General features: G+C 42.1%; 24 protein-coding genes and 1 tRNA gene. 18 read left to right on the forward strand and 7 right to left on the reverse strand.

Annotated elements, in window-relative coordinates:
- Positions 1–7 precede the first annotated feature (7 nt).
- Positions 8–880 (forward strand): class I tRNA ligase family protein, encoded by an 873-nt coding sequence (locus CP948_RS05465; RefSeq protein ID WP_096602166.1) that lies wholly within the window; start codon positions 8–10, stop codon positions 878–880.
- Positions 873–1,025 (forward strand): hypothetical protein, encoded by a 153-nt coding sequence (locus CP948_RS08860; protein WP_180764094.1) that lies wholly within the window; start codon positions 873–875, stop codon positions 1,023–1,025. Before CP948_RS05465 ends, CP948_RS08860 begins: the two co-directional genes overlap by 8 nt.
- On the opposite strand, the gene CP948_RS05470 is transcribed toward CP948_RS08860, so the two are convergent.
- From CP948_RS05470 to CP948_RS05480, 3 genes are read right to left on the reverse strand one after another with little or no spacing between them, the layout of a single operon-like run.
- Entirely contained in the window at positions 1,010–1,588 is a 579-nt protein-coding gene (locus CP948_RS05470) for a pentapeptide repeat-containing protein (protein WP_096602168.1), read from the reverse strand. The genes CP948_RS08860 and CP948_RS05470 overlap by 16 nt on opposite strands.
- Entirely contained in the window at positions 1,585–2,472 is an 888-nt protein-coding gene (locus CP948_RS05475) for a 2-oxoacid:ferredoxin oxidoreductase subunit beta (protein ID WP_096602170.1), read from the reverse strand. The genes CP948_RS05470 and CP948_RS05475 overlap by 4 nt, the downstream gene beginning before the upstream one ends.
- A gap of 13 nt (positions 2,473–2,485) precedes the next feature.
- Positions 2,486–4,309: a 2-oxoacid:acceptor oxidoreductase subunit alpha gene (locus CP948_RS05480; RefSeq protein WP_096602172.1), complete on the reverse strand. Its 1,824-nt coding sequence runs from the start codon at positions 4,307–4,309 to the stop codon at positions 2,486–2,488.
- A gap of 147 nt (positions 4,310–4,456) precedes the next feature.
- On the opposite strand from CP948_RS05480, the gene CP948_RS05485 reads away from it, so the two are divergent.
- From CP948_RS05485 to CP948_RS05530, 10 genes are read left to right on the forward strand one after another with little or no spacing between them, the layout of a single operon-like run.
- Positions 4,457–5,164: a carbon monoxide dehydrogenase beta subunit family protein gene (locus CP948_RS05485; protein ID WP_096602175.1), complete on the forward strand. Its 708-nt coding sequence runs from the start codon at positions 4,457–4,459 to the stop codon at positions 5,162–5,164.
- 18 nt (positions 5,165–5,182) lie between these two features.
- Complete coding sequence (locus CP948_RS05490) at positions 5,183–6,352, forward strand: transketolase C-terminal domain-containing protein (protein WP_096602177.1); 1,170 nt, start codon at positions 5,183–5,185, stop codon at positions 6,350–6,352.
- A gap of 22 nt (positions 6,353–6,374) precedes the next feature.
- Positions 6,375–7,241 (forward strand): thiamine pyrophosphate-dependent enzyme, encoded by an 867-nt coding sequence (locus CP948_RS05495; RefSeq protein ID WP_096602179.1) that lies wholly within the window; start codon positions 6,375–6,377, stop codon positions 7,239–7,241.
- Complete coding sequence (locus CP948_RS05500; RefSeq protein WP_096602181.1) at positions 7,238–7,921, forward strand: 2-oxoacid:ferredoxin oxidoreductase subunit gamma family protein; 684 nt, start codon at positions 7,238–7,240, stop codon at positions 7,919–7,921. Before CP948_RS05495 ends, CP948_RS05500 begins: the two co-directional genes overlap by 4 nt.
- A 17-nt stretch (positions 7,922–7,938) precedes the next feature.
- Complete coding sequence (locus tag CP948_RS05505; protein WP_096602183.1) at positions 7,939–8,163, forward strand: ferredoxin oxidoreductase; 225 nt, start codon at positions 7,939–7,941, stop codon at positions 8,161–8,163.
- A gap of 3 nt (positions 8,164–8,166) precedes the next feature.
- Positions 8,167–8,460: a hypothetical protein gene (locus CP948_RS05510; protein ID WP_096602185.1), complete on the forward strand. Its 294-nt coding sequence runs from the start codon at positions 8,167–8,169 to the stop codon at positions 8,458–8,460.
- 2 nt (positions 8,461–8,462) lie between these two features.
- Positions 8,463–9,353: a CobW family GTP-binding protein gene (locus tag CP948_RS05515; protein ID WP_096602187.1), complete on the forward strand. Its 891-nt coding sequence runs from the start codon at positions 8,463–8,465 to the stop codon at positions 9,351–9,353.
- 23 nt (positions 9,354–9,376) lie between these two features.
- Positions 9,377–11,656 carry a proton-conducting transporter transmembrane domain-containing protein gene (locus tag CP948_RS05520; protein WP_096602189.1) on the forward strand — a complete coding sequence of 760 codons (2,280 nt, stop codon included), beginning with the start codon at positions 9,377–9,379 and terminating at the stop codon, positions 11,654–11,656.
- Between the two features lie 4 nt (positions 11,657–11,660).
- Positions 11,661–14,660: a DUF2309 domain-containing protein gene (locus tag CP948_RS05525; protein ID WP_096602191.1), complete on the forward strand. Its 3,000-nt coding sequence runs from the start codon at positions 11,661–11,663 to the stop codon at positions 14,658–14,660.
- Positions 14,657–15,010, forward strand: coding sequence for a DUF190 domain-containing protein (locus tag CP948_RS05530; protein ID WP_096602193.1), 354 nt, complete (start codon positions 14,657–14,659; stop codon positions 15,008–15,010). The genes CP948_RS05525 and CP948_RS05530 overlap by 4 nt, the downstream gene beginning before the upstream one ends.
- On the opposite strand, the gene CP948_RS05535 is transcribed toward CP948_RS05530, so the two are convergent.
- Positions 14,992–15,075, reverse strand: a tRNA-Leu gene (locus CP948_RS05535). The two genes, CP948_RS05530 and CP948_RS05535, sit on opposite strands and share 19 nt — an antisense overlap.
- A gap of 31 nt (positions 15,076–15,106) precedes the next feature.
- On the opposite strand from CP948_RS05535, the gene CP948_RS05540 reads away from it, so the two are divergent.
- Both CP948_RS05540 and CP948_RS05545 read left to right on the forward strand, forming a co-directional pair.
- Complete coding sequence (locus CP948_RS05540) at positions 15,107–15,316, forward strand: hypothetical protein (RefSeq protein ID WP_096602195.1); 210 nt, start codon at positions 15,107–15,109, stop codon at positions 15,314–15,316.
- The gene (locus tag CP948_RS05545; RefSeq protein ID WP_096602197.1) at positions 15,313–15,534 is read left to right on the forward strand and encodes a DUF167 domain-containing protein; all 222 of its coding nucleotides are present in this window, start codon (positions 15,313–15,315) and stop codon (positions 15,532–15,534) included. The genes CP948_RS05540 and CP948_RS05545 overlap by 4 nt, the downstream gene beginning before the upstream one ends.
- Here the strand turns inward: CP948_RS05545 and CP948_RS05550 are convergent.
- Both CP948_RS05550 and CP948_RS05555 read right to left on the reverse strand, forming a co-directional pair.
- The gene (locus CP948_RS05550) at positions 15,509–16,144 is read right to left on the reverse strand and encodes an HAD family hydrolase (protein WP_096602199.1); all 636 of its coding nucleotides are present in this window, start codon (positions 16,142–16,144) and stop codon (positions 15,509–15,511) included. The two genes, CP948_RS05545 and CP948_RS05550, sit on opposite strands and share 26 nt — an antisense overlap.
- The gene (locus CP948_RS05555) at positions 16,135–16,620 is read right to left on the reverse strand and encodes a thioredoxin family protein (protein ID WP_096602201.1); all 486 of its coding nucleotides are present in this window, start codon (positions 16,618–16,620) and stop codon (positions 16,135–16,137) included. The genes CP948_RS05550 and CP948_RS05555 overlap by 10 nt, the downstream gene beginning before the upstream one ends.
- Positions 16,621–16,686: 66 nt before the next feature.
- Between CP948_RS05555 and hemE the strand changes: the two genes are divergently transcribed.
- From hemE to CP948_RS09045, 4 genes are all read left to right on the forward strand, one after another.
- A complete protein-coding gene (gene hemE, locus CP948_RS05560) occupies positions 16,687–17,691 on the forward strand; it encodes a uroporphyrinogen decarboxylase (protein ID WP_096602203.1) in 1,005 nt (334 codons plus the stop codon).
- 239 nt (positions 17,692–17,930) lie between these two features.
- Complete coding sequence (locus tag CP948_RS05565) at positions 17,931–18,143, forward strand: FeoA family protein (RefSeq protein WP_096602205.1); 213 nt, start codon at positions 17,931–17,933, stop codon at positions 18,141–18,143.
- The gene (feoB, locus tag CP948_RS05570; protein ID WP_096602207.1) at positions 18,140–20,203 is read left to right on the forward strand and encodes a ferrous iron transport protein B; all 2,064 of its coding nucleotides are present in this window, start codon (positions 18,140–18,142) and stop codon (positions 20,201–20,203) included. The genes CP948_RS05565 and feoB overlap by 4 nt, the downstream gene beginning before the upstream one ends.
- Entirely contained in the window at positions 20,200–20,286 is an 87-nt protein-coding gene (locus CP948_RS09045; protein ID WP_096602209.1) for an LPXTG cell wall anchor domain-containing protein, read from the forward strand. The genes feoB and CP948_RS09045 overlap by 4 nt, the downstream gene beginning before the upstream one ends.
- A gap of 30 nt (positions 20,287–20,316) precedes the next feature.
- On the opposite strand, the gene CP948_RS05580 is transcribed toward CP948_RS09045, so the two are convergent.
- Positions 20,317–21,012, reverse strand: a complete 696-nt coding sequence (locus tag CP948_RS05580) for a GGDEF domain-containing protein (RefSeq protein ID WP_096602212.1) — start codon at positions 21,010–21,012, stop codon at positions 20,317–20,319.
- Positions 21,013–21,034 lie beyond the last annotated feature (22 nt).

A 21,034-nucleotide genomic window follows, 5' to 3' on the forward strand; every position in this document is an offset into this window, starting at 1 on the left:
AAACATTATGCGCATAGGAGACTTTCTAAAGGAGCACAAGCTTTCTGTCGGAGACAATGTAAGATTTCTTTTTGAAAAGCTGGGTATACACGATGAAAAGCTTCTGAAAGATATAGAGAACCAAATAGGTGAGCCTGCCAAAATGTCCAAATCTAAGGCAAATACGGTAGACCCAGAAGATGCCATAAAGACCTACGGTGCGGACACAGTTAGACTTTACATTCTCTTTGCAGGACCTGTGGAGAAAGATTTTGAGTGGACAGACGAAGGTGTGCAAGGAGCTTACAGGTTTTTAAAAAGGTTGTGGAACTACTTTCACGAAAATCTGGAAAAGCTAAGATCTATATCTTACTCTCAGGAGAGGCTGAAAAACCTTCAGGGACAAGCAAGAGATGTCAGAAGGAAGACTCACCAAACCTTGAAAAGGTATCTTACGGACATGGAAGAGCTCTCTTTTAACACAGCGATAGCAGGTATAATGGAGCTTTTGAACTACCTTCAGGACTACCAACCTCAAGGGGAAGAAGATTATGCAGTATTGCGGGAAGCCTTTGAAGTTATCCTCTTTATGCTCTATCCCATAACTCCCCACATATGCGAAGAGCTATGGCACAGACTGGGATACCCCAAACCCATGTGCTTTTACCCCTTCCCTAAACCTGATGAAACCGCGCTGAAAGTAGAAGAGTTTGAAATTCCCGTGCAAATAAACGGAAAACTCAGAGCGGTCATTACACTACCCGTAGACGCGGACGAAGAGGTGGCAAAGTCTACAGCTCTGTCTAACGAAAAGATAAGGAAGTTTATAGATGGCAAAGAGATAAAAAAGGTGATTTATGTAAAGAATAAGCTTTTGAACTTGGTGATCAAAGATGACTGAACTTTTAGCTTTTTTGACTTTTTTGGGTAAGCTACTCATAGCTATGCTTTTGATAGGTATCCCTCTGCTTTTGATAATTGTGTTTTTGTCTAACTTTGTTTATAAGAGGATCTTTCTAAAAGATGAAGATCAATCAAAACCGTAGCTTTCAAACTCGCTCCAGTCTTTGGAAGATCTCTCTCCACCCCAGGGTTTCCTGCCGTAAAAGAGAGAGCCATCGTCTCTTATACTTTCAAAATTAGTGTTTCTAAAGCTCGCTTTCCTGAGGTCTGCTTGTGAAACATCAACACTTTTGAGTTCTGAACTTTCAAAAACTGAGCCTTTCATGTAAGCACCTTCAAAGGATGAGCTGGATAAACAGCTTTTTACGAACTCCCCGTCAGGTATCTGGCATGCGGAAAAGTTGCAACCATCTATAAGACAATCTTCAAAGCGCGCCTGTCCCAAAAAGGCAGAAAAGAAGGAAGAGTCTTTAAGGCTACAATGGACAAACTTAGCCCTTTGTAGGTTGGCGTGCTCAAAAGTGCAACCTTCAAGCGTACAGTTCTCAAAAAGGACCTCCGCCAGAAAACCTTCCGAAAAGTCCACGCCTTTCAAAGTACAGTTTTTAAACTTTGCGCAGGTGAGAGTGGAGCTTCTGAAGCTCTCACCCTCTAAGATAACTCCGCTGAACTCTCTAAAGGAGAAGTCTCCATTTTCATAACTCATATGGCTTTAGGCTTACACACATCTATAAGTGCTTGCATATCTTCTACAGGTTTGTATCTTTTTTTCACCGAAAGCATCCTCTCTTCGTAGGTCTCCATCTGAACCTTATAAAACACACCTATAGGTACTGGTGCGTTGGGGTCATAGTAGTGGTCAAGGTCGTGAAAGGCAAGCTCAAGAGCTTTTCTGTAGTCTGAAGGGTCGTGTCCCTGCTCGTTAATGTCTTTCACTTTACCTTTGTAGTACTGGAAGGTATCCACCTTATTAAAGGTAGGGCATGGGGATATAACATTCACAAAAGAGAAACCTTTGTGCTGTATAGCCTGCTTTATTATCTCCGTCATATGTTTGAGATTACCTGCATAGGTCTGCGCCACAAAAGTAGCACCGTAAGAAAGCATAGTAGCTATTGGGTTCACGGGTCTATCTATGGAACCGTAGGGTGTAAGAGAGCCGTAAAGCCCTTCCCTTGATGTGGGGGATATCTGGTTTTTGGTAAGACCGTAAACCTGATTGTCCATGCATATCACTGTTATGTCTATGTTTCTGCGCGCAGCGTGGGGGTTGTGTCCTGCACCTATGGAGAAGAGGTCTCCGTCTCCTGTCTCCACTATGACGGTAAGTTCTGGTCTTGCCAGCTTTATGCCTACCGCTACTGGGATAGCTCTTCCGTGTAGAGAGTGTACCGAGTAGTTTTTGACAAAGAGAGGTAGCCTTGAAGAGCACCCTATGCCAGATACAGAAACTATGTTCTCCGGCTTTAACCCTAATTCCGCATACGCTCTTGTAAGAGCGGCAACAACGCCAAAATCTCCACACCCAGAACACCAGGTGGGTTCCACATCGCTTTTGTAATCTGTTGGTCTCAAAGATACTTCCATCATACTAAAACCTCCTTTAAATTAGTCCGTACGCCTTTTCTCCATAAAGGTCTGCAGGGGTTAATCTACCCTCACAAAGCTGTGGGTTTTCCAAAAGGTACTCCAAAAACTCCTCTATTTCTTTAGGTATAAAGGGCTCACCCCTGTAAATGCAGTAGCTTATGGGTCTTATGTGCGTCTCCGCCTTGATTATGGTAGCGAGCTGTCCACTGTAATTGCTCTCTGGTATGGCTATCTTTTCGCACCTTTTGGCAAAGTCCTCCAGTATGTCCACCCTGAGTGGCCACAGCAGTTTGGGATACAGAGCGTTTATCTTTTTACCTTTGTTCCTTAGTCTTTCAACTGCTTCCTTTGTGGCTGACGCGGTAAGACCCCACGATATGACGCCCACATCTGCCTTTTCAAAGGGTGCATCCACTTCATAGAACCTTTCCGTGTCCTCATCCAAAAGTTTCTTAAGCTTTTTAAATCTCTTTTCCATCTGCCATGTTCTTATGTCAGGTCTGTTTCGGGGATCTGAGTTTTCCTGTCTTTCAAGCCCCGTTATGGCATGTATGGCATGCGGATCTCCCGGAATGCCCATAGGTGTTATACCATCTTCAGTGAAAAGCGCATACCTCAAGAACCTTCCTGCCTTTCTAAACTTACCCTCAGAGTCTTCTTCTGATCTGTACACCCACCTGTCTATAACCCTTATGTTCTCCACCTTTGGTGTAGGGAAAGCCTCAGCCCTAAGAGAAAGAGAGGCATCTGTTAGAACTATGACAGGTATCTGGTACTTCTCCGCAAGATTAAAAGCTTCTACGGTTAGATAAAAGCTCTCCTCCACATCTGTAGGTGCAAGCACCGCTCTTGGTATCTCTCCGTGTCCTGAGTAAACCGCATGATAAAGGTCTCCCTGTTCGTGTTTTGTAGGCATACCCGTTGCAGGTCCTACCCTTTGCACATCTACTATCACTATGGGAAGCTCCGTCATACCTGCGTACGACAAAAATTCAGTCATCAGACAAAGTCCTGGTCCAGATGTAGCAGTCATAGCCTTCACCCCTGCAAAGGAAGCACCAAGAGCCATACCGAGGGATGCTATCTCGTCCTCAGCTTGATAGAGCCATCCGCCCACTTTTATGAGATCCTCCACTATGTAATTTCCCACCGTAGTTGCAGGGGTTATAGGATAGGCTGCGTAAAACTTACAACCCGCTACTATAGCACCTTTGGCTATCGCCTGATTTCCCTCCATTATTACTACATCTTTTGGTTCTTTAGCTGGTGGGAAAAGATAGCCATCAGTCTTTTTTAAGTTTTCCCTGACATACCTTATGCCCGTTTCCAGTGCCTTATAATTTAGGTCAATTATCTGCTGTCCTTTTCTTGAAAACTTAGCAAGTATAGAATCCTTTATGGACTGCACTGGTATATCAAACAACCCACAGAGAGCTCCTAAGGCTATCACATTTTTAGTTATGTAAGCTTTCATCACATCCTTAGCAAGGTAAGACAGTGGAACGGGATACATTATTACCCCCTCATGCTCCTCAGGTTGGAAGTCCGATGAGTCATAAACAAGTACCGTTCCAGGTTTTAAGTGCCTTTTGTTGAATTCGTAAGCTTCACCGTTGAAACAGCAAAGAATATCAAATCCATCCCCAGTAGTGTAGAGCTTTTTATCAGATACCCTGATAGTGGATTGTGCGTATCCACCCTTTATTTCTGCAGGAAAGCTCTTAAAGTTGACCACATAATAACCAGCTCTTGCAGCAGATTCTGTTAAAAAATCACCTGCAGATATAACACCTTCACCACCTTCGCCACCTATCTTAATGGTCAAGTCAAATGCCATAAGCTACCTCCTTCAATAAGGAATAATTTAGAAAGTAAACAATATTTTACCAGATTTAAATCATTAAGATAAATATCATACCTTTTACGCTTGACAGTCTTTCAATACATGCTAATTTTTTGATAATCCAAAAGTAAGGAGGTTGATATGGAAGTACTTCCGGGACCGGCTGGTTATATACCTACACCACCTGCATTTGAGGGTGTAGAACTGCCACCTCCGGGTAAAGCATTGCTCTATGGCAAGATAGTAGATGAAGAGATAGCCATGAGAGAAGCAGCTAAGGCTATGCTCACTCGTAGGAATCCTACCATATTCCCTGGTCCTCTCGTCCTGTGGGGATGGAATGCCAGCGCCATGGAAAAGGCAAAAGCGGTGCTTGAACTTGCCATGGAGATACCCAACTGTAGGATCATACCCATGCCAGACTATAGACCCAAGTATCCCAAGATAGACCCAGAAGCGGAGATAAACCCAAACCACCCAAACCTTACCATACTCCACAACAAGATAGAAGCTTGCATATTTGTAGGTGTTCACTGCCATTACGCTAATTTATCTTTGAGAATGATAAGGGCTGGGACCAACTGCTTTACGATCGCTCTGTGTGCAGAGATGGGACACGAAGATGCCATGGTATCCCTCAGAGATGTTCACGCAGAAGAGATAAGGAAGTTCAAAGATGTTCTTATAAAAGTCAGAGAAGAGCTTGGTATAAAGTGGGAGCCTAAGCTTCCACCGGAGAACCCATCTTTGCCACCCGAAAACTACGAAACCCTCTCCGTGCTTGATTACGGAGAGTATTCATACCTACTCATCCCCAGAAGGGGTGAGCATGTAACTGAAAGCGAATAAAAAACTGGAGGTAGTAGCATGCCAGAGCAAAGGGTAGTTGATGCGGATTACCTTTTATTAGAAGCACCTAGAGAGAGAAAATTTATTACAGGTGCGCAGGCTATGGCAGAAGCGGTAAAGCGTGCCAATGTGGATATAGCCATAGCCTATCCCATAACACCTCAATCGGAAGTTATGCACCTTGTGGGTGATATATGGGCACAGGGATATCTTAAAGATTACTACAGAGCGGAGGAAGAGTATGGTGCTATGTCTGCCATCGCCGGTGCGGTAAGAGGAGGGGCAAGAGCCTTTAGCGCTACATCAGGACCCGGACTTTTGAGAGGTTTAGAGGCTATAGCATCTTGGCCAGGACACAGAATACCTGCGGTTCTTGGAGTACTCACCAGAGTGGTAAATGCACCCCTTTCCATACAACCAGACAATGTGGAGATAGCCTATCTTCTAAACTGTGGAATGGTAGTCCTTCATGCAGAAAACCAGCAAGATGTGTTCGACTTTACCCTTGCGAGCTTTGTCATATCCGAGAAGGTTGATGTGTACATACCTATAGCGGTCTGTACGGAGGGCTTCTTCGTAACTCACGCAAAGGGTTATGTGAACATGACTCCTGAGGACATGAAGCTCCCACCCAGAGACCCTTATAAAGCACCTGTTCCTCCCACAGACTGTGAGATACCACCTGCAAGGATCCAAAGAGACGCTCCCGTTCAAAAGTCCAACTTCATGAGCTATCTTATACACGCTGTATGGCAACAGGAAGTTTGGTCCTCCAACATAAGAGCTATGAAGTACATATACAAGTATCTTGGTGGTCCCATAGAGGTGGTAAATCCAGACGCGGAAGTTTTTGTAGTAGCCTCTGGCTGTGCTGCAGCACAGGGAAGAGAAGCGGTACGCTATGCGCAGTTAGAAGGTCTAAATGTAGGTCTCGTGAAGATAAAATCCATAAGACCCTTCCCAGAGAAGGAAATAAGGCAGGTTCTTTCCAAGGCAAGGGCGGTCATAGTACCCGAGCACAACATAGTGGGATGGCTCGCTAAGGAAGTCAAAGCGTGCATCCCCGATAACGACAAAGTTATCGGTGGTCCAAGAGTCTACGGTGGTATGACACTGCCTGTAGAACTCATCATGGAAAAGATTTACAGTGCTCTTGGCATAAAGAAAGAAAAGAAGGTTGTAGTATAAAAAACTAAAAGGAGGTAAAGACATGGGTTTGGAATATGTAAGGATCTCACCAGGTTTTGAAAGATACATGCCCAAGGACTATGTGGATTTGGTTCAATATGGACAGTTTGGCAAGCAGGTTGATGTCCAGCAGTTGGGACAGTTCAAAGAACTCGTGGAAGAGCACCCCATGTGTGCAGGGTGCTTTATGGCATACTTCATAAGGGTGTTTTACGCAGCTCTTCCTAATCCAGAAGACACAATAGTTATAGGCACCGCAGGATGCGCAAGGTTAGCTCTGTCTCAGGCAGCTGTTCCCTTCATATACGGCAACTACGGTGATACTAACGCAGTGGCTTCTGGTCTAAAGAGAGCACTAACCATAAGGTTCCCTGATAAGGTAAAGGATGTTGTTGTCATGGCGGGAGACGGTGGCCTTATAGACATAGGCTTTGGTATGACCATGCACTCTTGGTTCAGAAGGGAAAAGTTCACCACCATAATGGTGGACAACGAAGTTTACGGAAACACGGGAGGTCAAGAGAGCGGAATGTCCCCAAAGGGTGTCCAGCTTAAAATGGCACCAAAAGGAAAGCAGTTTGACAAGATAAACGCAGTGGAGCTTGCAAAGGTTGCAGGATGCGTCTATGTGGCAAAGCTCTCACCCACTAATCCCAAGAGGATAGCCAAGACTATAAGAAGGGCTATCCTTGCCGCAAGACACTTTGGACCCACCTTTATACACGCTTACACTTCTTGCAACATAGAGTACTCCATACCTACCGAAAAGGTCCTTGAGGATGCCAGAAAGAGAGAAAAGCAGGACTTTGGATTCTACGAGTGGATGACGGACGAGGTAAAAGAGTACTTTGAGGAAATAGAGAAGAAGACTGAGGAGGTAAAGGCATGAAGCGCTATAACATTAGAATAGCTGGTGTAGGTGGGCAGGGGGTGGTCACCTCCGCCCACATTTTGGGAAACGCTATGTCCGCAGCAGGAAAGTATGCTACACTTGTGCCTTTCTTTGGTTCAGAAAAGAGAATGGCTCCAGTAGAAGCTTATGTGAGGGTCTCTGACCAGCCCATATACGAGGTAGGTGAGGTGGTCTATCCCAATGTGATAATGATCTACCACCCTCAGGTTATCACTCACGGAAAGTCCTACACCATGCCCTTCTACTCGGGACTAAAAGAGAAAGGTATGGTGATCATAAACACCGATGTGGACATTATTCCAGAGGAGGACTGGCAGATCCTCAAAGAGCTTGAGACCAGAGTCTATATGTTCCCCGCCACCAAGCTAGCTTTAGAAGTTGCAGGAACGGAACTTGCTACCAATATGGCAATGATAGGGCTCTTCTTCGGCATCACAAGGCTCGTGGATTTTGAACACATAGAGCAGGCGGTAAGAGAGAGGTTCTTGGGCAATACCTTTGTAGCATCGGGTGGTACCACAGCACTTGACAGCGCCATCGAAAAGAAGTTTAAAAAGAAAATGGAGCTTCTTGAAAAGAACATGCAGGTCATCAGGGAAGCTTTCAAAATAGCAGAAGAGCGGGGCTGGGTAGAAGAAGAAGCATACACCACTTAACGGAGGTTTGTTGAGGTATGTACTACGTTGCAGATGTAAACGAAACGGATTGTGCAAAATACAACTGTAAGCAGTGTGTACTTTTCTGTCCAGAACCTAACACTCTTATGTATCATGATTCCAAGCATGTAGCTTGGGTAAATTATTCAAGGTGCAAGGGCTGTGCCATATGCGTATATGTGTGCTCAGACCTTCTCAAGCGCAACTGCATACAGATGGTTATGATGACCGCAGGGGACTGACAGATGAACGAAGAAAAGTTTAAGCAGTTGGCAGAGGAGATAAAGAAGAACATGGTAAATCCAGACTTAGACCTTGAGCTGTGTTTTCCAAATGAAGAGGACTCTGCGTGTGAAACCAAAAAGTATCCGTATCTGAGGGTTAGGTATGTGGTGGAAGGACATGATGTTTATGAAAAGGAGATAGACATAGACCCAGAGTATTGGGATAAGGATGTAAAAGATTTAGCAAACTTTGTAGCTTTTCAAATACAGCAGTTTATGGAGGAGATAGACTCAGTAGAGTACGGAGGAGAGTAGCCTTGATTCCCGCCTTCATCATAACTGGCTATCTTGGAAGTGGAAAAACTACTCTTCTCCTAAATACCGCTAAGGAACATTTTTCTGGGAAAAGAGTGGCAGTAATAGTCAACGAGCTTGGAGAGGTAGGTGTTGACGGAAGGATACTGAAGAACGCATATTCTGAAGTTTTAGAACTTCCAGAGGGCTGTATATGTTGTACTATGCACACAGAGTTTGAAAAGGCTCTTACGGAGCTAAAGGAAAAGTACAATCCTGAACTGCTCCTGGTGGAAACTTCTGGCTCTGCTGAACCCTTCCCCGTTATGATAAGCCTTCAGAACTTAGGATGCGTAATAGAAGCGGTCATTTGTCTTATAGACACCAAAAACTTTCACCTTTATAGCCAGGATGATACCGCCAGACACCAGATAGGTAGTTCTAATGTGCTCGTTTTGAACAAAACAGACCTTGTAGATGAAGACACACTCAAACAAGTAGAGGATATTGTTGTGAGCTTATGGGAAAAGTATCTACTTAGAAACCTTTTTACCAATGAACCCGTGTTTAAGAGCTTTAAACTTTATAAAACATCTTTTGGCAAGCTTCCTGACGAAGTTTTCAGCGGTGTCTTCGCTTTACAAGAAAAACTTTACCATCTTAACGATAAAGATCATAATCATAACCACGTTCAACAGGTGGTTTACTTTGACAAACCTCTTGATTATGAAGAGTTTCTTAATATGGTTAATAACCTACCAACAAATATCATCAGGTTAAAGGGTATATTGAAGTTAAAAGACCTTCCAGAGGCATTAGTGGTTAATTATTCCTTTGGCAATTTGGATACGAGTTATACACTGCCCCATTACGAAGGAAGGTCCTTCCTTGTCCTGATACGCTCTTTTAACTAAAAATCTTATGTGGAGGAGCCGGCATGTTTCTTGAGGCAATTATTGTGACTATTCCTTTGATATCTATGATAACTTCTCTGTTTGTGGAAAAAAAAGTCTACGCGAAAATAAGCACTCTTTTTACAGGTATTGCCTTTCTGCTTAGTCTATATGTGCTCATATTTACTAACAAGGAAGGTTCTTTGTTTTTTCTTAGATTTGACGGGCTTGGAGCTCTTCTCACTTCCTACATACTCTTTGTGAGCCTTGTGATCCATAAGTATTCAGAAAACTACATGAAAGACGAGCAGGGGTTCAAAAGATACTTCTTCCTCCTTGACCTAATGACTTGGAATTTATTACTGCTTGTGCTTTCAAACCACCTGATTATTCTGTTTGCCTCATGGCACTTAATGGGTGTAATTCTTTACTTTTTATTGACTTTTAACAACAGAAGAGAGCATGCGGTGCAGGCAGGAAGGACCGCACTATTTACCCACAGGATTGCAGATGTTCCTCTTTTAGTAGCCATAGTTTTGCTTTATAAACAGTATGGCACCTTTGAAATAAGCAAGCTGGCTCAGATGATCACTACAGGACCTTTAGATACGGTATGGATAGCAACTCTTTTGGTAATGCTAAGTGGCATAATAAAGTCTGCACAAATACCTTTTCACATTTGGCTCGTTTACAGTATGGAAGGTCCTACCCCTGTATCCGCTCTTATGCACGCTGGTATAGTGAATGCAGGTGCTTTTATAGTAAATAGGTTTGCCTTTATGTTTCCTCACGACCTTTACGGGCTTAGCTTTTCCTTTTTGATAGGCATAATAACCGCGATAGTAGGCTCTACCCTCATGCTCATGCAAAACGATGTAAAGAAGGCGTTGGGATATTCCACAGTAGGGCAGATGGGTTATATGATGATGGAGATAGGTGTTGGCGCTTTTGCTCTTGCACTTTACCACATGATGGCTCACGGTATATTCAAAGCTACTCTTTTTCTTTCCTCAGGAGGTGTTATACACGAAGCAAGAAGGGACACTAACATACCAAGAGACGAAGTTTATGACGCGTTGGTTAAGAAAGAGGTTTCTAAAAAAGAAGTACCTACTGTGTTCTACGGTGCTATTACCTTGCTTATACCCCTTGTATTAGTTTTGGTTGCACATTTCGCCTTTGAACAAGATGTCTTTAGGTACAAGGCTCCTCTTATCCTTCTCTTCTTTGGTTGGGTCACATCCGCCCAGATACTTCTAAACCTTTTCAAAATAGGCAAGGAAAAACCTCTGCTTACCGCTTTCTTGGGAGTTGTCTCTCTTTTCGTTCTTTTGAGCGTATATGTGCTTATGTCTCACCTTCTTCAGACCTTTGTCTTTCCTTACGAAGGCCTTCAGGAAAAGATCTACGAGAGAGCCTTTTCTAACGTTCCTCTTTTCTTCCTTAGTATAGTCCTAAGTCTCATCCTTGCTTTAGCAGGATGGACACTCATATACTTTGCCAATAAGGAAAAGCCTCTGAAAATTCACCTGAGTCTTTATGCTCACCTTTCCAGAGAGCTTTACTTTCCGGATATTTATAAACTCATAGGAAGATTTTTCTTAAGGTTGGTGCGCATCTTATCCATAGCTTCTTTTTCTGCCATGCCCGTTTATGGATTTTTCCACATAGGAGAGCCTTCCGGTAGTTTTCCCGTGCAGGCACTTTTGCTGGCCTTTTTTATCCCTCTGTTTCCTATAAGCTTAATAACCTCTTACCTTATAAGGAGGTTCTGGATATACTCCTATCCCCTGATAGCCCTATTAGGTTTTATGGCACTTGTGTTCATACACATACCAACTTATGAACCCCTTTATTACCTTGCAGGTTTTACGCTACTTTTCCATTCAGTAAGAGCCATACTAAGCGAAGGTTTCAAGGATAGCATCTCAGAACTGTATCCAGCACTCCTTAGCATGGTTTGGATATCTGAAGAGAATCACTTTGTTTTACTCCTTTTACCTTCTCTTCTTTTCTATCTTCTTGGTGTTTACGCCAGAAGGCTACTGCAAACGGACAGTTTTTATTACGCCGGTGGATTAATGGAGAAAATGCCTATTTATTCCCTTTTACTTGTGATTGCTTCTTTGCAAGCGTCCCTGACACCTCTTATGCCCAGTTTCTACTCCTTTTTTGAAACCCTTTTAAAATCAAATGTGTTCCAGATGATCCTTTTAGTGATGGGTTGGTTTGTGCTGGGTGTGGCGATTGCACTTTCCGCATGGAGATTATTACACGGAAGACCACGAGATGACATACATTATATAGACCTTCTGCGGAGGTGATCTTATGGAGAAGGGAAGAAAGCTATACATAAGGTCTCTTGTAAATATAGCTGCTGAACCCATAGCCTACTTTTGGCCCATGAGAACTTTCATAACCCGTAATCCCTTAAGGGAGTTTGAGGACAAACCCTTCAAGGAAGCGTTAAAAGACGGTGAGCTTTTATTTGGGGGTAGAGGCTATCTCAAAAGAGAAGACTACAGATACCTTTACTCTAAAGGCTACATGAAGGAGCAATTCCTAAAAGAAGGTATAAGAAGGTTCCTTTCTTCCGTAGAAAATGCCTCTGGACTTCCTTACGAAGAACTGCTTTTTACTCTTTTTATCGATGAGATAAGAGAGCCTACTTTAAATACTCTTTATAAGGGAAAGATCAACAAAGACACTATGAGTGTGCTTTTGGAACACTTTACGGAAGACCCAGCTCAGGTGTGCAGAGACATCTTGCTATCCATAGGTTTAAAGCACACCCTTCAGGATATTATAAACCTCCTGACAGGTAAAGACCTTTCCCAGACAATAGATGAGCTTACCATAAAGACAGCCTTTGATTTTTTAGATGAAGGACAGTCTACCATAGACATGCCTGGCAGGAGTGCAGGTTTTTACAAAGCTTGGAGGGAGTTAGCCAGAAGAAACTTAAGATTCTTTTTATGGGCAGGGAAAAGCCTAAAAGATATGGTGGAAAATTTTGAGGAGCCTGAGCATGCCATAGAGTATGTGCTTATGTCTTTTGAGCTACCCGAGGCCCTTTGGGAGGGATACATAAGTCTTGAACTTGCACGCCTAAAGGGTATAGCAGGCTTTATAAAGTGGCGTTCCCACAACAAGTTCTATTACTGGCAGAAGGTTCACCCTGTTGATATGGTAGACTATACAGCTATAAGGCTTTTGATAGCAAAGGCAGTAATAGACGCTAACAAAAAGGACCTTCCTTTTGAACCCAACTACAAGGCATTGGAGGAGTTTTTGAGCAAAGAATATGCCAAAGCTTATCTCAGATACGAACTTGGCACAAAAAGATGCCCACCACAGCTTTTGGACCTTATGAAGGATTACCTCAAGAAGCCTCATGAAAAGGTAGAGGAATACACAAAATCAAAGGCAGAAATCTTAGCATTGAGCTACTATCTGTTTTTAGCAAACTGGACGAAAAAAGTGGGTATAGACATAAATAGCCTTAGTGCAAACCATGTTCTGGAGCTTATAAAAGTTTACGAAAAGTTCAAGGAGGAAGAAGGATACATATACCTTAGAGCTCTTGAGGATACACACATAGATAAGCTTGTAAAGTCTATAAGATTACCTCAGGAAGAAATACAAGAAAAGCCTCTTGCTCAAGCGTTGTTTTGTATAGATGTACGCTCCGAGCGTTTCAGGAGACATCTTGAAAGCTTGGGAAGGTATCAAACTTACGGTATAGCTGGTTTCTTTGGTGTCCCTGTTGCCATGGTAAACCTGCAGAAGGGACACGAAGAGTTTCTCTGCCCAGTAATAGTAACTCCCAGGAATGTGGTTTTTGAAGTACCTTATAACAAAAGGGGAGTAGAAAAAGAAAAAGCGGTAAGCTACATTCTTCACGGTGTAAAGGATCACATACTGGCACCTTTTGTGGCGGTAGAGATGTTAGGGTTTGCCTTTGGCTTTGACTTTTTGGGAAAGACCCTCCTACCAGAGAAGTATCTTAGATTTAAAGACTTAGCTTTCAAAGATTACACAAAAACATCTCTAATAGTAAACAAGCTCTCTGACGAAGAAATACAGCAGATAATACAATCCTACTATTTTACGCTTATAAGAGCTGTATTAAGAGAACATTTTGGAATACAAGCTATCAACGACAAAGTTATAAGTCAGGTGTATGAAGCCTGTTTAGACGGTAGGAACTCTCTCCCCGAAAACCTGAAAAAAGCAGTTGAAGTCCTAAGAAACGAATATAAGATAGAGCGCGGTTATGTAGAAATTTTCAAGGAAAGACTTAAAAGCGTAGGCTTTACAAAGGAAGAACAAGCCTTCCTTATATCCACAGCTCTCAAAAGCATAGGGTTAACCAGAGAATTTGCTCCCATAGTGCTGGTGCTTGGACATGAAAGCAGGTCTGAAAACAACCCCTATGAGTCCGCTTTGGACTGCGGAGCCTGTGGTGGTGCTTCTGGTATTTATAACGCAAGGATATTCTGCATTATGGCTAACGATCATGTGGTAAGGCAGATAATGGCTCAAAAGTACGGATTGGAGATACCGCCAGATACCGTATTCATACCCGGTGTCCACAACACTACTACAGATGAAGTATTCCTTTACGACCTTGAATTTTTACCTGCAAGATACATTCCACTAATGGACAAAATAAACCAAGACCTTCAAATAGCTAAGGATCTCACCCTTCAGGAAAGAGCTAAGCCTTTAGATGCAAGGGACCCCAAAGATGTTTACAGGAAAGCCTACGATTGGTCAGAGGTTAGACCCGAATGGGGTCTTTCTGGCAACTACGCTTTCATTATAGGCAGGAGAAGTATTACAAGCTTTGCTAAGTTAGATGGTAGAGTATTTTTGCATTCTTACGACTACCGCGTTGATAAAAAAGGTTTTCTGTTGGAAAACATACTCGCAGGTCCTGCGGTGGTGGGTCAGTGGATAAACTCCGAATACTACTTCTCAACAGTGGACAACGAAGTTTACGGTAGTGGAAGCAAGGTCTACCACAATGTAGTAGGAAGGATAGGTGTAATGACGGGTAATTACAGCGACTTGAGGATAGGCTTGCCCGCCCAAACGGTGCTAAAGGAGGGTAAGCCCTTCCACATACCCATAAGATACACCCTTATCATAGAAGCTCCCTTTGAGTTGGCAAGGACTGCTATCAACAAAATAAGAAAGATAAGAGACCTTATGCAAAACGGATGGATAAATCTGCTTATCTTTGATCCAGAAACCGGAGTCTTTTATAGGTACTTGGAAGGCATTTGGGTTGAATATCTCAAAAAAGAGGAGGTAAAAGCATGAAAAGCGTAAAACTTTACGAGATGAAGAAGGTAGAAATAGTTGTTAGAGGAGAGGACTTAGACTTTGTACTGGATCTGCTTGATAGAGCTGGTGCTACTGGCTACACCATAATACATAACCTGTCTGGAAAAGGAAGTCACGGTTTCCACGAAGGTCATCTTTTATTTAACGAAGAGGATACACTTGTTATGGTCATATCGGTGATGCCAGAAAACCTCGTTGAAGCGGTGCTTGAGGGTATAACTCCCTTTCTAAATAAACATTCGGGTGTTGTGTTCGTAAGTAGTGTTATGGTCAGCAGGGTAGGAAAGTTCGGTGATGTACCAACAAGTGCGGGTGGAGGGAGTTGAACCCTCACGGCCTTGTGGCCACGGGATCCTGAGTCCCGCGCGTCTGCCAATTCCGCCACACCCGCACAGATAAACTAATTAAATTATAATACTCATATGGAAAGAGTCAGGTGTCTGGTAGTAGACCTTGAAGGCACTACTGTAGAGATAACTCAAAAACTTAACGAGGTGATCTCCGGCATAGAGCAGGAAGGTGGAAGTCTGATAGACATTAAGGTCACGCATGCAAGAGAACACGGGATAGACGGCTTTGTAGTGCTTTACACGCTGACTTACAAAATATCTAAAGAAGTGCCCGAAGAATGATCCTTGAAGTAAGAGCCAAAGCTAAGGCAAAAAAGGAGTATGTAAAAACTATCACTCAAAATGTCTACGAAGTTGCTGTCAAAGAACCTCCTCATAGAGGGAAGGCTAACGAGAGAATAGTAGAGCTTCTTTCTGCACACTTGGGAGTTTCAAAAAACAGGATAAAACTTATAAAAGGGGCAAGTTCCAAGATTAAACTTTTTCAAATAGATCTATAACATCTTTTGGCTCTGAGAGGAAAAAGTCTGGCATCACCGAGTCTAATCTAACATAACCCCATTTTGCTAAAGCGGTCCATATACCTGCATCTTTACCTGCACAGATGTCCGCAGATGTATCTCCTACTATTACTGATTCCTGCGGACGTACTCTTAACCGCTCCATAACCTGTTTTATGGGTAGAGGTGATGGTTTTTTTTCTGGAAAGGTATCACCACCTACCACCACATCAAAGTAGGACAGAAGTTCAAGCCTTCTTAGTATTTCACGAGAAAGGTCCTCCATCTTGTTAGTTACTACTGCAAGAAAACTTCCCCTTGACCTTAGGTAAGCTAAAACTTCCTGAATTCCTTCATAAGTCTTTGTATGTACTACAGGATTTTCCCTGTAAAACCTCCTGAAAAGCTCCAGTGCTGTATTTAGCTCTTCATCTGGGAAAAGTTTTTCCAAGAGCCTTCTTGCACCTCCACCTATCCAAGCTTTTACTCTCTCTGGGTCTATGGGGTTCCTGCCCATCTCCTGCAGAACCATATTTACACACATACCTATGTCCATATAAGAGTCTATGAGTGTTCCGTCAAGGTCAAATATGAAAAGTTTTAAGCGCATTTTTTGTCTTTTAGATAATCCTGTAGGCTTTTCCTTTTGTATTGGTTATCCTTTATGTAGTCCGCTACGCATGCAAAGGTCTTGGGTTCTATGTAGCCAGGGATACTCAAGATGATCCGCCCATCTTTATCGTAGAAGATAAGGTAGGGAAAAGAATTTACACCAAGCATCTTAACCAGCTCATCCTCTTGATTTATGCCCTCTTCCTTTCCAAACTTGTACCTGACCTTAGCGTTGCTCTCATAAAGGAGCTTATGAATGTCTATACCTATTAGAGCTTTCTTAAGACTTTCGTTCTCTCTCATATCTTTATCTAACTGTTTGCAGTATATACAACTTTCGCTCTCTACTATAAGAAGATTGTAAGAGCTCTTAGGGGTTATGTCCTTTATCTGCGGGGAGCTAACGCTTTCTTTATTCCTACTACAGGACGCTACAAAAAGGGTCAGCACCAACAAGAGGATCAGTTTTCTCATGATTTAATATTTTAGGCGTAGGTTTGCTACAAAACAAGAGGAGATGTGGTATATTCTCTTTCTGTTATGGAGAGCCTTCTTCTGAAAAGTATAAAAGGAGAAAAAATAGAGAGATTCCCCGTATGGCTCATGCGCCAAGCAGGTAGGTACATGAAAGAATACAGAGAGCTCAGGCAGAAAAGAGAAGACTTTTTGAGCTTTTGTAAAGATGTGGATCTTGCCATAAAAGTAAGCTTGCTACCCCTTGAGCTCCTTGAGGTGGATGCGGTGATCATATTTTCGGACATATTGGTGCCTGTGGAGCTTATGGGTGTTCGCGTGGAGTTCAAGGATGGTGAGGGACCATCTGTTGTTTGGGACGGTGTGGTAGAAAGTCTAAAAAAGTTGAGTTTTAATTCTGCGGATTTTGTCAATGAGATAATAATGGGTGTAAAAAAGGCTCAGAAGGAGGTGCCTGTTATTGGCTTTTGCGGAGCACCCTTTACCTTGCTTTCCTATATGGTAGAAGGGGGGGGCTCAAAGGACCTGAGAAAAACCAAGCTCTATATGTGGAAAGAAGAGGGCTATAACTCTCTTATGACTCTTCTTGTAGAGAACCTTGTGGAGTATTTACGAGGTCAAGTACTTGCAGGTGCTGACGTGGTGCAGGTTTTTGATACCTGGGCTATGCACCTCTCTTACGAAGATTATAAGGATTACGCAGAGACCTATCTCAAACCCTTTTTTGAGAGGATAAAAAGGGAACTGAATGTTCCTCTCATATACTTTTACAGAGGATCAAGTTCCTTTTTAGAAGTTCTCAAAGACTTTGCAGTAGATGTCATATCCGTTGACTGGACTGTGGATATGATAGGCAGTATGAGAAGTATAAATAAGGCATTTCAGGGAAACTTAGACCCACACCTACTTTATGCTGACGAAGGGCTCATAAGCCAAAAGGTGCTGGAATTTTTAAGATGCATACCAAGAAAAACAAAGTATATATTCAATCTTGGGCACGGTATAGCGCCAGATATGGACTTTCATAAAGTAAAGTTTCTTGTAAATTTAGTCAAAAGCTACAGGGTTTAGCTCTCTTGTGAGGTTTCAAGTCAGAGTGTTTAATAATTCCCCCCACTCTGAAAAGGAGCTAACCTTACTTGCTACCCTCTTCCAATCCCCTGAGATTAAAACTCTTGTAAGAAAACCTCACACAATAAGAAATCAAGTTCTGTAGATGCTCTGGGATTTTTCAAACAGCCTCGGTTTCAAGTTGACAAAAAGATTTTGAGACTGTATATTAATTCCATAAACTGTTCAGGAGGCAAGAAATGAACTTGGAAGATGCGAAAGTGGGTACTAAGGTGATGATACGCGATCTTACAGGAAAGGATGAAGTGGTTAGAAGGGTAGAAGCTATGGGACTAAGACGGGGCAAAAGTATTGAAGTGCTTCAGAAACTTGGCAGGACTATATTAGTAAAGCTGAACAATTCAAGAATCGTAATAAGCAAAGACATTGCAAGGAACATATCTGTAGAATGAAGCCTCTAAAGAAGATCATCAGGGTTGCTCTTGCTGGCAATCCCAATGTAGGTAAAACAAGTTTACTCAATCATCTAGTTGGTACAACCCTTAAAGTAGGGAACTGGCCAGGTGTCACTGTTGAAAAGAAGGAAGGTAGCACACTTTACGGGGAATATACCGTTAACTTCATTGACCTTCCAGGTATATACACTTTAGAACCTGTTTCTGAGGATGAGTTTATAGCTTATAGATTTCTTACGGAAGAGACACCAGATGTTATTCTGAATGTGGTAGAAACTCCCAACATGGAGAGAGACCTTCTCCTTACCGTTGAGCTTCTTGAACTTGGTATTCCCATGGTTTTAGCCCTTAATATGGTGGACGAGGCACAAAAGTTAGGTATAGACGTAGACACAAAAAGACTTGAGGAACTTTTGGGTATTAAGGTAGTAAAAACCAACGGAAGGACAGGTGCTGGAGTTAAAGACTTGCTTATTGCAGTGGTGGAAACTTACGAAAAGGGTATCAAACCTAAGGAGGTAAAGTATTCGGAAGACTTAGAGAGACTCTTAGCATCTATCAGAGAATTAGCAGATGAATCCAAGCATGATCTTATAAAGAAACTTCTTACCCATAGAGAGTATTTTCAGCAGATAGAGAAACTCTACGGAAGACCAGCTTATTATGTGATAAGAGAAAACAGGTTTGCTTTTGCACACGGCCTTTACAACGAAGTGATAAAAAGAAAACCCATTACATCCATGGATATTACCACCCTTTTGGACAAATTCTTGCTCCATCCTTACATAGGTACTGTTGCATTTTTTCTCATCATGTTTACTCTTTTCAAAATTTCCTTTGATTTTTCTAAGCCTTTTATGGACTGGCTTGATGGTTTCTTAAACGAGTTTGTATCACCTATTATCAAAATGGTTCTTAAAGATCTAGGGGCACCCACTTTGGTAATAAGGTTCTTTTCGGAAGCTTTTGTAGGTGGTGTGGGTTTTGTTCTCACTTTTACACCTCTTATAGCTGTCATATACCTTCTACTGTCCTTTCTTGAGTTTACCGGATACCTTCCAAGAATAGCTTTTCTCATGGACAGATTTATGCACAAGCTGGGACTTCACGGAAAAAGCCTTGTACCTCTTCTTCTTGGTTTTGGATGCAATGTTCCTGCCATTGTGGCCACAAGGACTATGGAAAGTAAAAGGGACAAACTTTTAGTAATAGCTATGATCCCCTTCATGAGCTGTCCTGCAAGGCTCGTAGTTTTTTCCTTCTTTGCTATAACTTTTTTTAAAAACCCCGTTTTGGTTATCTTTTCTCTATATATGTTCGGTATTGTAATGGCTTTGATCACCGCTATGATCCTAAGGAAGACAGCTTTGAGAGGTACAATTGACCACTTTGTTATGGAACTACCACCTTACCGTTTACCTACACTGAGACTACTCTTTCGTATGGTTTGGGTGTATCTCAAGGACTTCCTTTATAGAGCAGGAACCTTAATATTTGCAGTATCTATACTCATCTGGCTAAGCATGAACCTACCTCCTGGTGTAGAAAAACCTGAAGATAGCATAGCGGGAAAGATAGGAAAAGCTATAACTCCCATCTTTGAACCTATAGGTATAAATGACTGGAGAATTTCCACATCACTTATTCCTGCCTTTCTTGCAAGAGAGATAGTTCTGAGTTCTATGGCGACCATATACTCTGTAGAAGAACAAGGTAAAAAGGAAGATTTTTCAGTATATGAGTCTGCAAAAAAACAGTTTTTTGGCTTATTATCCGCAACAAAGGAGGCTTTTTCTTCACTTATTAATCCCTTTCCTAAAACCTTTGAGATTTCAGAAGAACACAGTGTCTTGAGAAACACTATTTCAAGGAGTATGGACGAGCGGAGCGCTTTATCGTTTATGATATTCATTCTCATTTATACATCGTGTTTGGGAACAGTTGCGGTCATGTGGAGAGAAGCGGGTAAAAAGTTTGCACTTAGCTTTTTGGCTTACAGCTTTGTAATGGCTTGGTTAAGCGCCTTTCTCGTTTACAGAATAGGAATGCTATCATGAGCTGGCTTGCCACTTTTATTTTTCTTCTTTTGGCTATTTTGTTCTTCTTTTTGTGGAAAAGAAGGAAGAAAAGCTGTTGCTAACGCCTTACAACCACACTTTGGACAGGTCCTCTATTGCCTCAAACCTTTCTTTACTTCCCTATGAACCATTTTTGCTTTATACATACTTTTGTCTGCCTCTTGTAATAGATCGTTTAATGTATGTCCGTGTTCCGGATAACATGCATACCCTATACTAAGGGTTATCTTGGTAGTCCCTATGCTGTAGTTTACATTATTGTATAACTTGTATGTTATTTCCAATATATCGTTGCACGAAGTTTCAGGAAGTATAATAGCAAACTCATCTCCTCCCCATCTTGACACTATATCGCACTCTCTCAAATTATCTTTTATCTTTGAAGCTATTGTTTTCAGGGCATGATCTCCTATGTGATGTCCGTATGCGTCGTTTATCGCTTTAAAGTCATTTAAATCTATGAAAAGAATGGCAAACTTTTTCCCAAATCTATATGCCTTCTTTATCTCTTCCCTAACATACTCTTCAAAGAAAAGCCTTGAATAAACTCCTGTAAGGGGATCTTTTAAGGTGAGTTTCCCTTTAGATAACTTCCTTATTTTATATCCTTGCAGTAGTAAAGCCATAGAAAGCACTGTGTACATAAACATGTTTAAATAAACACTTTCATGTATGAAAAAATAAACACTTGTAATGCAGAAACCTACAAGGAGAATTATTAAGGATCTCATAAAGAAAGCAAAGGTGATTAGCGAAAAGCCTAAAAGTATGTAAAAAACGTATTCCATTCCCCGTAAAACCCCCTCCCTA

The organism is Hydrogenobacter hydrogenophilus (assembly GCF_900215655.1).
Taxonomy (GTDB): domain Bacteria; phylum Aquificota; class Aquificia; order Aquificales; family Aquificaceae; genus Hydrogenobacter; species Hydrogenobacter hydrogenophilus.